Origin of the sequence: Nocardioides sp., from assembly GCF_024509035.1 — a bacterium.
Taxonomy (GTDB): domain Bacteria; phylum Actinomycetota; class Actinomycetes; order Propionibacteriales; family Nocardioidaceae; genus Nocardioides.
The window spans coordinates 17,424-27,301 of the sequence record NZ_JANINT010000203.1 but is presented as its reverse complement, the minus strand read 5'-3'; the positions used below and the strand labels follow the sequence as shown (position 1 = coordinate 27,301).

Below are 9,878 nucleotides of genomic sequence, written 5' to 3'. Positions count from 1 at the left end.
GGAGCAGCATGGAGGTGCGGGAGGGGTCCCGCCCGCCCGCGGCATCCAGGAGGCCGCCATGCGAGCCAGGATCGTCCACCACGCCGCCCCCACCACGCCGACCGCCCTCGTCGCCCGGCTCGACGACTGGGTCGCAGCGGGCCTGATCACCCCTGACCAGGGGCGTGCCATCGCCAGCCACGAGGCACAGGCCGATCGCCGGGCCCACCAGCTGCGCGTCGTACCTGCGAGCGACGCCGCCGACGCTCCCTCGCTGGTCACCGAGGCCCTCGGCTACCTCGGCGGGGTGATCATGCTGGTCGGCGCCGGCCTGCTGGTCGGGATGTACTGGGCCGACCTCTCCGTGGCTGTCCGCTTGGTGCTCGTCGGCGTCGCGGCCGTCGCTCTGGTGGCCGCCGGGTCGGCGGTGCCCGACAAGTTCGGGGCACCCGCCGGACGGCTCCGCTCGGTGCTCTGGGCGCTCGGGGTCGCCGCCACCGGCGCGTTCTTCACGATCTTCTCCGTCGACGTGCTCGACCGCACCGACGAGGATGCGTTGATCGTGCTCGCGCCGCCGACCGCCATCCTCGCCGCGGTGCTCTGGCGGCTGCGCCGGACGTGGCTCCAGCAGCTGGCCCTCCTCGTGCCCGTGCTGCTGTGGGCGGTCGCCGCAGCCCTGCAGATCTCGGACGCCGACTCGGCCCCCGGCCTCGCGATGTCGGTCGTCGGGGTGGCCTGGGCCGCCATCGCCTGGAGCGGCCGGCTCGAGCCCCGTGAGGTCGGCGTCGCGACCGGAGCGTTCGCAGCAGGGTTCGGCGCCGTGACGATGTCGGGTTCCCACATCGCCGGCGTCGGCATGCTGATGGCGATCGCCACGGCGTTCGCCCTGGTCGCCCTCGCCCTGCGCGAGCGCAACCTGGCCTGGCTCGGAGTCGGTGCCGTCCTGCTGCTGTGGACCGCGCCGCGCGCGATCGTCGAGTGGTTCCCCGGGCAGGCGTCCGCCGCACTGACGCTGCTGGTCACCGGTGGCTTGTTGGTCGGCGCCGCGGTGTGGGTGGCGCGGCACAAGGGGGCGCCACGCACCTGACGCAACTGTCGCCCGGAGCGCCCGTCAACGACAGTTCGGTCAGGTGCGTGGCGGAACCTCAGACGTTGAAGCGGAACTCGACGACGTCGCCGTCCTGCATGACGTAGTCCTTGCCCTCCATGCGGACCTTGCCGGCCTCCTTGGCCTTGAGCATGGAGCCGGCCTCCATGAGGTCGTCGAAGGAGACGACCTCCGCCTTGATGAAGCCGCGCTGGAAGTCGGTGTGGATGACGCCGGCGGCCTCCGGGGCGGTCGCACCCTTCGGGATCGTCCAGGCTCGGGTCTCCTTGGGACCGGCGGTGAGGTAGGTCTGCAGGCCGAGCGTGTCGAACCCGACGCGGGCCAGCACCTCCAGGCCCGGCTCCTCGACGCCCATCTCGTGGAGCATCTCGCGGGCCTCGTCGTCGTCGCCGAGCTCGACCAGCTCGGCCTCGAACTTGGCGTCGAGGAAGATCGCCTCGGCCGGTGCGACGATCTCGCGCATCTTCGCCTTGAGCGCCTCGTCGCCGAGCTCGTCGGCGTCGCAGTTGAAGACGTAGATGAACGGCTTGGCCGTCAGCAGCGACAGCTCGCGGATCAGCGACCGGTCGACGTTCGTGGCGATGATCGGCGTACCGGCCTCGAGGTGGCCCAGCGCCTGCTTGGCGGCCTCGAGGTTGGCGGCCAGCTCCTTCTTGCCGCGCGCCTCCTTCTCCAGGCGCGGGATCGCCTTCTCGACCGTCTGCAGGTCGGCGAGGATCAGCTCGGTCTGGATGGTGGAGATGTCACTGGCGGGGTTGACCTCGCCGTCGACGTGGGTGACGTCCTCGTCGCGGAAGACGCGGGTGACCTGGCAGATCGCGGCCGACTCGCGGATGTGGGAGAGGAACTTGTTGCCCAGGCCCTCGCCCTCCGAGGCACCGCGGACGATGCCGGCGATGTCGACGAACTCGACGGTCGCGGGGAGGATCTTGGCGGACCCGAACACCTCGGCCAGCTTCGCGAGCCTCTCGTCGGGCACACCGACGACGCCGACGTTCGGCTCGATCGTCGCGAACGGGTAGTTCGCCGCGAGCACGTCGTTCTTGGTCAGGGCGTTGAAGAGGGTGGACTTGCCGGCGTTGGGCAGTCCGACGATGCCGATGGTGAGTGCCACGGGCGGCGAGTCTACGGCGCGGGCGAGGCGCTCCCCGCATCGCCGGCGAGCAGCTCGGCCCGCCTGGTCCAGGCGTAGCGCAGCACCGTGACGGAGAACACCAGCGTGACCGTGACGATGAAGGCCTCGAAGGCGCCACCGCCGCCCGAGGTGAAGATGTCGTGCTCGAGGTCGTAGAGCAGGTCCATCCCGAACAGGTACATGCCCGACGAGCCCGCGGCGATCAGCCAGAACAGCGCCGACGGCGTACGCCGGGTCAGGGTGACGAGTGCGAGCAGGCACGCCACGCCCAGCCACAGGTCGGCGAGCGGGAAGGCGTTCTCGAAGTCGTAGTAGGCCTGCGTGTGCTCGCTCGCGAGGACGTCGCGGTCGGTGAACCAGATCGACCAGTACGCCACGTCGAGCGCGATCGCGCCGACCAGCAGCCACTGCACCGTGCGCCTCATGGCCCACCTCCTGGGCGCATCCAAGCAGACAGGCGGCCCCTCGACGGGCAGTTCGGCCCCTCGCGGCCTCCTCAGCGTGGCTTCGCCGTACGCCGACCCGAACTGCCCCGGCCGGTGGCCGCGCCCCTAGGGTGAGGTCCGTGCGCATCGCGACGTGGAACGTCAACTCCCTCCGCTCCCGGATCGACCGCGTCGAGGCACTGCTGGACCGCCACGAGATCGACGTGCTCGCCCTCCAGGAGACCAAGGCGCGCGCCGACCAGCTGCCGCTGATGGGCATCGAGGCGCGCGGCTACGAGGTCGCCGTGGCCGGGGTCAACCAGTGGAACGGCGTGGCGATCCTCAGCCGCGTCGGCCTGGAGGACGTCGAGACCGGGTTTCCCGATCAGCCCGGCTGGGCCAAGGAACTGCAGGGTGCGCCCGAGGTCGAGTCGCGCGCGATCGGCGCGACCTGCGGCGGGGTGCGCGTCTGGTCGCTCTACGTCCCCAACGGCCGCAAGCCCGACGACCCGCACTACGTCTACAAGCTCGACTGGCTGGCGCGGCTGCGCGAGGCCGCGCTCGGCTGGCGCGACCAGGACGTCGCGCTGGTGGGCGACTGGAACATCGCCCCCACCGACGAGGACGTCTTCGACGTCGCCCAGTTCGCTTCGTCGACGCACGTCACTCCGCCCGAACGCGCGGCGTTCCAGGCCTTCCTCGACGACGGGTACGTCGACGTGGTCCGCCCGCACGCGCCGGGCCCGGAGGTCTACACCTACTGGGACTACTACCGCCAGCGCTACGAGCGCAACCGCGGCATGCGCATCGACTTCGTCCTCGGATCGCCGTCGCTGGCGGCCCGGGTGACCGGCGCGTTCATCGACCGCGAGGAGCGTGCCGGCACCGGCGCCTCCGACCATGCACCGGTGGTCGTCGACCTGGCCTGAGGCGGCGCGGCATACCCGCGCCGCGCGCTGTAACGCCCGGTTACCTCCTCTACCCACCGCGTTTCACCATGGTGGGCAGGTCGGGTAACACGGCGTTACAGCTGCGCCGGCGAGCCACCAGGTCCGGTGTCGGTGGCCCCCGCCATGCTGAGGACATGGAGACCATCGCGCTCTTCCTCACCCTGCTCGTCGGGCTCGCGCTCGGGGCTCTCGTCGGCGTGCTGTGGTCGCGCTCCCGCTCCACCTTCGCCGAGGGCATGGTCGACCAGGCCGAGGTGATGCAGGGCCTCGACCGGCTCAGCGACCAGATGCGCGACCTCGACCACCAGCGGGCCACCTGGCAGGGCCAGCTCAACCAGCAGGTGCTCGACATGCGCCTCACCGCCGAGGGGCTGCGCCGCGAGACCCAGTCGCTGTCCACGGCGCTGCGCAAGCCGCAGGTGCGCGGCCGCTGGGGCGAGCTGCACCTGCGCCGCGCGGTCGAGCTGGCCGGGCTGGTCGACCGGTGCGACTTCAGCGAGCAGGTGCGGCTCGACGACGGTGCGCGCCGCCCCGACCTGGTCGTCCACCTGGTCGGCGGCCGGCGCGTCGTCGTCGACGCCAAGGTGCCGCTCGACGCCTACCTCGACGCCACCTCGACCGACGACGAGGACGCGCGACGCGACCACCTGCGCCGCCACGTCGCCCAGCTGCGCACGCACATCGACGTCCTCGGCTCCAAGCAGTACTGGCGATCGCTCGAGGAGAGCCCGGAGTTCGTGGTGCTGTTCGTGCCCGCCGAGTCCTTCCTCGCCGCTGCGCTCGAGACCGACGCCGGCCTCATCGAGTACGCCGCCGACCGACAGGTGGTGCTGGCCACGCCGACGACGCTGATCGCCCTTCTCCGCACCGTGGCCCACGGCTGGAGCCACGAGGCGCTCGCCGACCAGGCCCGCGAGATCCACCGCCTCGGCCGCGAGCTGCACGAGCGACTGGCGTCGATGAACGGCCACCTCGACCAGCTCGGACGCTCGCTGAACGCCGCCGTGGGGCACTACAACACAGCCGTCGGATCCCTGGAGTCCCGGGTGCTGGTCAGCGCGCGGCGCTTCGGGGACCTGCCCTCGCCGCGGCAGGTGGAGGCCCAGGCGCGGTCCATAGCACCCACCGAGCTGCGCGTCGTGGAACGGCGCGCCGCCGACGACGGCCCGGACGCGGACCATACCCTCGCCCTGTGAGCCGAGAGGTGAGCCAGCACCGCACCCTCTGGGAGGAGGGGCACGAGCCGGGCCGTCAGGTCGTCGCGCTCGGGCTCGCGCTCGCCTTGACCGCGGTCGTGCTCGACCAGTGGATCGTCGGCCACGTCGGCCTGCTGTTCGACGTCTGCTTCGTGCTGTTGTGCATCGCCACGGCGCTCGCGGTGCGACCGGCCGACTTCTTCACGGTCGGGGTGCTGCCCCCGATGCTGATGGTCGTCGTCTTCACGATGCTCGGGGCCACCCACCCCGACGCGATCGCCGACCCCGAGGACGGCGTCGTCCAGGCGGTCGTCTCGGGCCTCTCCCACCACGCGGGCGCGCTGGTGACCGGCTACCTGCTCTGCCTGGCGATCCTCGCCGTACGGCAGCGGGTTCAGACCTCGAAGCGGTCCGGGTCCCCGGCGCCGACGCGCACCACCTCGGGATAGCCCTCCGACCAGTCGATGACCGTCGTCGGCTCGGCGAGCGTCTCGCCGGCCTCCACGACGATGTCGACCTGGTGGTCGAGCTCCTCCTTGATCTCCCAGCCCAGGCTGCGCGGCTCGGTCTCGCCGGGCAGGATCAGCGTGCTGGTCAGCATCGGCTCACCGAGCGCGTCCAGCAGCGCCTGGTCGAAGACGTGGTCGGGGATCCGCACCCCGACCGTGCGCTTCTTGGGGTGCATCAACCGGCGCGGCACCTCCTGGGTGGCCGGGAGGATGAAGGTGTAGGCGCCCGGCGTGGCCGCCTTGATCGCCCGGAACGCGGAGTTGTCGAGCTTGACGAACTGGCCGAGCTGGGCGAAGTCCTTGCACATCAACGTGAAGTGGTGCTTGTCGTCGAGTCCGCGGATGCGCAGGATCCGGTCGCGCCCGTCGCGGTTGCCGAGCCGACAGCCCAGCGCGTAGCCGGAGTCGGTGGGATAGGCGATCAGCTGGTCCTCGCGCAGCGCGTCGGCGATCTGGCCGAGCAGCCGCGGCTGCGGGTTCTCCGGGTGGACGTCGAGGTAGCGAGCCATCTGCGTGCCGCCTCAGACCCGGCCCGCGGCCTTGAGGTCGCGCCGCAGCTCCGGGGGCAGCGCGAAGATCAGCGACTCCTCGGCGCTGTGCACGGCCTTCGCGTCGGGGTAGCCCCGCTCGGCCAGGAACGTCAGGACGCCCTTCACCAGCTCCTCGGGCACGCTCGCACCCGAGGTCACGCTGACCGTGCGCACCCCGTCGAGCCACGCCTCGTCGATCTCCGAGGCGTCGTCGACGCGGTACGACGCCCGCGCGCCGGCCTCGAGAGCGACCTCGACGAGTCGCACGGAGTTGGAGGAGTTGCCCGAGCCGACCACGATCACGAGGTCGGAGCCCTGGGCGATCTCCTTCACCGCGAGCTGGCGGTTCTGGGTGGCGTAGCAGATGTCGTCGCTGGGCGGGTCGAGCAGGTCGGGGAACCGCTCGCGGATCGCGGCCACCGTCTCGAGGGTCTCGTCGACCGACAGCGTGGTCTGGGAGAGCCAGGCGACCCGCTTGGGGTCACGGACGGTGATGCCTGCGACGTCGGCGGGACCCTGCACGAGCTGGATGTGCTCGGGCGCCTCACCCGCCGTGCCCTCGACCTCCTCGTGGCCTGCGTGGCCGATGAGCAGGATGTCGTAGTCCTCGGTCGCGAACCGCTTGGCCTCGTGGTGCACCTTCGTCACCAGCGGGCAGGTCGCGTCGATGGTCTTGAGCGAGCGCTGCTCGGCCTGCCGGTGGACCTCCGGGGACACACCGTGCGCGGAGAACACGACGGTCTGGCCCTCCGGCACCTCGTCGAGCTCCTCGACGAAGATCGCCCCACGCGACTCGAGGTCGGCGACCACGTGCTTGTTGTGGACGATCTGCTTGCGCACGTAGACCGGGGCGCCGTAGAGGTCGAGCGCCTTCTCCACGGTGATGACCGCACGGTCCACGCCGGCGCAGTAGCCGCGTGGCGCCGCGAGCAGCACAGCCTTGTCGGCCTGCTCGGGAGTCAGGATCGAGGGCGTGCCCAGATCGGTCGTCATGCGTGCCAGTCTAGGCGTGGGGGCGGTATCCCCTAATGTCGCGGCATGGCCATGGAGACCTCGCTGGAGTCGCCGGCCCCGGTCCGCCAGATCGCCAACGCGATCGCGGGCTGGGTCGACCGGCTCGGCGCGGTGTGGGTTGAGGGCCAGGTCGCCCAGGTGAGCCGGCGTCCGGGCATGAACACCGTCTTCCTCACGCTGCGCGACGCGGTCGCCGACATCTCGATCCCGGTCACCTGCTCGCGCACGCTGTTCGACGGCCTCAACCCGCCGCTGGTCGAGGGGGCGAGCGTCGTGCTGCACGCCAAGCCGTCGTACTACGCCAACCGCGGCACCCTCTCGCTCTACGCCCGCGAGATCCGGATGGTCGGCCTCGGCGAGCTGCTCGCCCGCCTCGAGCGCCGCCGCCAGCTGCTCGCGGCCGAGGGCCTGTTCGCGGCCGAGCTCAAGCGACCGCTTCCCTTCCTGCCCGGCACCGTCGGCCTGGTCACCGCTCCCAACTCCGCCGCCGAGCGCGACGTCCTCGAGAACGCCCGCCGCCGCTGGCCCGCGGTCGCCTTCGAGGTCGCGTACGCCGCGATGCAGGGTCCCCGGTCGGCCAGCGAGGTGATCGAGGCGGTCGAGCGCCTCGACCGCAACGCGGCTGTCGAGGTGATCGTCGTGGCCCGCGGCGGCGGCTCGGTCGAGGACCTGCTGCCGTTCTCCGACGAGGCGCTCATCCGCGCGGTCCACAAGATCCGCACCCCGCTGGTCTCCGCGATCGGGCACGAGCCCGACTCGCCGCTGCTCGACCTGGTGGCCGACGTCCGGGCCTCGACGCCCACCGACGCCGCCAAGCTCGTCGTCCCCGACGTCGGCGAGGAGCTGCGCAACCTGGCGCGTGCCCGTGAGCGAGCGCGCGGCGCGCTGGCCGGCTGGATCGCTCGCGAGCAGGCCGGGCTCGACGCCCTGCGGTCCCGGCCGGCCCTCGCCGACCCGCGCACGCTGATCGAGGCCCGTCGCGACGAGGTCGACCAGCTGCGTGATCGGGCCCGACGCTGCCTGGGCCACGCGCTCGACCGCGCCGCCGACGACATCGGTCATCAACGGGCGCGGGCCCGGGCCCTGTCACCACTCGCCACGCTGCAACGCGGCTACGCCGTCCTCCAGGACGCCGAGGGCCACGTGGTCACCTCGGTCACCGACGTCACGCCGAAGCAGCAGATCAGCGTTCGCGTCGCCGACGGCCGCATCCACGCGACCACCACCCGCACCGAGCCCCTCGAGGGGCAGAGCGAGGAGCACGATGGCTGAGAAGAAGACGGCCGAGAAGACCACCGCGGAGGAGACACTCTCCTACGAGGCGGCTCGCGAGGAGCTCGTCGACGTGGTCCGCCGCCTCGAGGCCGGCGGCACCACCCTCGAGGAGTCGCTCGCGCTCTGGGAGCGCGGTGAGCGGTTGGCGACGACCTGCCAGGACTGGCTCGACGGCGCCCGGGCCCGGTTGGACGCCGTGATCGAGGGCGACGGGGAGGACTAGTCCCTCTTCGTCTGCAACAGTTCGGCCGTTCGGCCCCTCTGGAAGGGTGTGATGACCGATCTGGCGGACGACCCGGTGACCGCTCCCCCAGCGCCAGGGACCTTCGACGAGCTGGTGCTCGCGACCGGTGAGCGGATGCTGCGCACCGCCGTGCTGCTGACCGGCGACCGGCACGCGGCGGAGGACCTGGTGCAGAGCGCTTACGCCCAGGCCTACGCCCGGTGGCGACTGGTCAGCCGGGCCGAGAACCCGGCGGCGTACACACGCGCGATCCTCACCCGCCTCTACCTGTCCGACCGCCGACGCAAGCGGGTGCGCGAGCACCCGCTGCACGACAAGGCGGACGTCGCCGCCACGACCGGCGACCCGGCGCTCCGGCTGTCCCTGATGGAGGCGCTGGCGACGCTGCCACCGCTGGACCGCGCAGTGCTGGTGCTGCGCTACTTCCACGACCTACCGGTCGCCGAGGTCGCCGACCAGACCGGCCTCAGCGAGTCCGCCTGCCGCACGCGTGCCTCGCGTGCGCTCGCCCGGCTGCGGACCCACTTCCCCGACCTGAACGACTGAGCGAGGACCCACATGCTGCTCCACGACCTCATGGACGACGCCGTCGCCGACGTCACCGCCGACCTGCCCGAGCTGGCCCGGACCTCCCGCCGCCAGGGCACCGCCGCACGCCGCCGCCGGCGAGCAATCACCGCCGTCGGCGTCGCCGTTGCCGGCACGGTCCTCGCGGCGGGCGTGTACGCCCTGGTGCCGGGCGACCGCGGGTCTGACAGCACCGTCGCGACCGACGTGGGCACCGAGGTGCGCGTCGGCGAGCTCAGCGGACGGACGGCTCCGATCACTGCGCGCGGTGCCGCCGCGGCGCTTGCCGACGCGGTCACCGACCGCGTCCCCGGCACCATCAGCTCCCTGCAGGGCTCCGCGGACCGCGGCGAGGCGATGGCCACGCTCGTCTTCCTTCCCGACCATGGGCCCGGACCGGCCGGCACGGTGTTCCTCAACCTGCAGCCCATCTCCATGGCGCCCGAGAAGCCGGGCTGCGCCATGCCCTGGATGGCGACCTGCTCGCTCGAGCAGCAGCCGAACGGCGACATCCGGCGGACCTATCTCGAGGAGGACGACACCGAGTTCGGCCAGGGGTCGCAGCGATTGACGGTCGAGGTGATCAGCCCTGACCGTGGGCTGCGCCTGGTCGTGTCCGCGATGAACACCAGCCCGTCGGCAGACGGGGCCATGGGCATCATGCCCGTGCTCACCTCCGGCGAGCTGCGTGACATCGCGGCACTGCCGTGGTGGGGCCGGACCCGACTCCCCGTGGAGTACGTCGAGGCAGGCGAGCGGCTCGACGACTACGCCGACGCGACCGAGAACGAGAGCTGAGGACGGTCGAGGACGAGCGGACGCCAGCACCGGTCTGGACCAAACGTCTTTACCAAACGTCTGATCCTGTGGACTAGTCGTTACCGTCCCGTTGAGCGTGAACGGCGCTCCGTTACCGCCCCGTGGATCCCCTGTTGCGATGTCTTCG

12 protein-coding genes are annotated in these 9,878 nt (G+C 71.7%); 8 read left to right on the top strand and 4 right to left on the bottom strand.

The window, feature by feature from the left end; genetic code table 11:
- A partial coding sequence (locus tag Q0L15_RS15050; protein WP_296605268.1) for a DUF2157 domain-containing protein occupies positions 1-1,066 on the top strand: 1,066 nt, incomplete at its 5' end.
- A gap of 58 nt (positions 1,067-1,124) precedes the next feature.
- On the opposite strand, the gene ychF is transcribed toward Q0L15_RS15050, so the two are convergent.
- Entirely contained in the window at positions 1,125-2,201 is a 1,077-nt protein-coding gene (ychF, locus tag Q0L15_RS15045; protein ID WP_296605267.1) for a redox-regulated ATPase YchF, read from the bottom strand.
- 11 nt (positions 2,202-2,212) lie between these two features.
- A complete protein-coding gene (locus Q0L15_RS15040) occupies positions 2,213-2,647 on the bottom strand; it encodes a hypothetical protein (RefSeq protein WP_296605266.1) in 435 nt (144 codons plus the stop codon).
- A 140-nt stretch (positions 2,648-2,787) separates the two neighbouring features.
- Here Q0L15_RS15040 and Q0L15_RS15035 point away from each other — a divergent pair, with 140 nt between their 5' ends.
- From Q0L15_RS15035 to Q0L15_RS15025, 3 genes are all read left to right on the top strand, one after another.
- Positions 2,788-3,576, top strand: a complete 789-nt coding sequence (locus tag Q0L15_RS15035) for an exodeoxyribonuclease III (protein WP_296605265.1) — start codon at positions 2,788-2,790, stop codon at positions 3,574-3,576.
- 155 nt (positions 3,577-3,731) lie between these two features.
- Positions 3,732-4,793, top strand: coding sequence for a DNA recombination protein RmuC (locus Q0L15_RS15030; protein ID WP_296605264.1), 1,062 nt, complete (start codon positions 3,732-3,734; stop codon positions 4,791-4,793).
- On the top strand, positions 4,790-5,242 hold the full coding sequence (locus Q0L15_RS15025) for a DUF6542 domain-containing protein (protein ID WP_296605263.1): 453 nt from the start codon (positions 4,790-4,792) through the stop codon (positions 5,240-5,242). Before Q0L15_RS15030 ends, Q0L15_RS15025 begins: the two co-directional genes overlap by 4 nt.
- On the opposite strand, the gene Q0L15_RS15020 is transcribed toward Q0L15_RS15025, so the two are convergent.
- Positions 5,188-5,811, bottom strand: a complete 624-nt coding sequence (locus Q0L15_RS15020; protein WP_296605262.1) for an L-threonylcarbamoyladenylate synthase — start codon at positions 5,809-5,811, stop codon at positions 5,188-5,190. The two genes, Q0L15_RS15025 and Q0L15_RS15020, sit on opposite strands and share 55 nt — an antisense overlap.
- Positions 5,812-5,823: 12 nt before the next feature.
- Positions 5,824-6,825, bottom strand: a complete 1,002-nt coding sequence (locus tag Q0L15_RS15015) for a 4-hydroxy-3-methylbut-2-enyl diphosphate reductase (RefSeq protein ID WP_296605261.1) — start codon at positions 6,823-6,825, stop codon at positions 5,824-5,826.
- A 45-nt stretch (positions 6,826-6,870) separates the two neighbouring features.
- Between Q0L15_RS15015 and xseA the strand changes: the two genes are divergently transcribed.
- The 4 genes from xseA to Q0L15_RS14995 are packed head-to-tail and all read left to right on the top strand — an operon-like array spanning position 6,871 to position 9,730.
- Positions 6,871-8,118: an exodeoxyribonuclease VII large subunit gene (gene xseA, locus Q0L15_RS15010; RefSeq protein WP_296605260.1), complete on the top strand. Its 1,248-nt coding sequence runs from the start codon at positions 6,871-6,873 to the stop codon at positions 8,116-8,118.
- Positions 8,111-8,344, top strand: coding sequence for an exodeoxyribonuclease VII small subunit (locus tag Q0L15_RS15005; RefSeq protein WP_296605259.1), 234 nt, complete (start codon positions 8,111-8,113; stop codon positions 8,342-8,344). Before xseA ends, Q0L15_RS15005 begins: the two co-directional genes overlap by 8 nt.
- A 51-nt stretch (positions 8,345-8,395) precedes the next feature.
- The gene (locus Q0L15_RS15000; RefSeq protein ID WP_296605258.1) at positions 8,396-8,911 is read left to right on the top strand and encodes a SigE family RNA polymerase sigma factor; all 516 of its coding nucleotides are present in this window, start codon (positions 8,396-8,398) and stop codon (positions 8,909-8,911) included.
- Between the two features lie 12 nt (positions 8,912-8,923).
- On the top strand, positions 8,924-9,730 hold the full coding sequence (locus Q0L15_RS14995) for a hypothetical protein (protein ID WP_296605257.1): 807 nt from the start codon (positions 8,924-8,926) through the stop codon (positions 9,728-9,730).
- Positions 9,731-9,878: the final 148 nt, after the last annotated feature.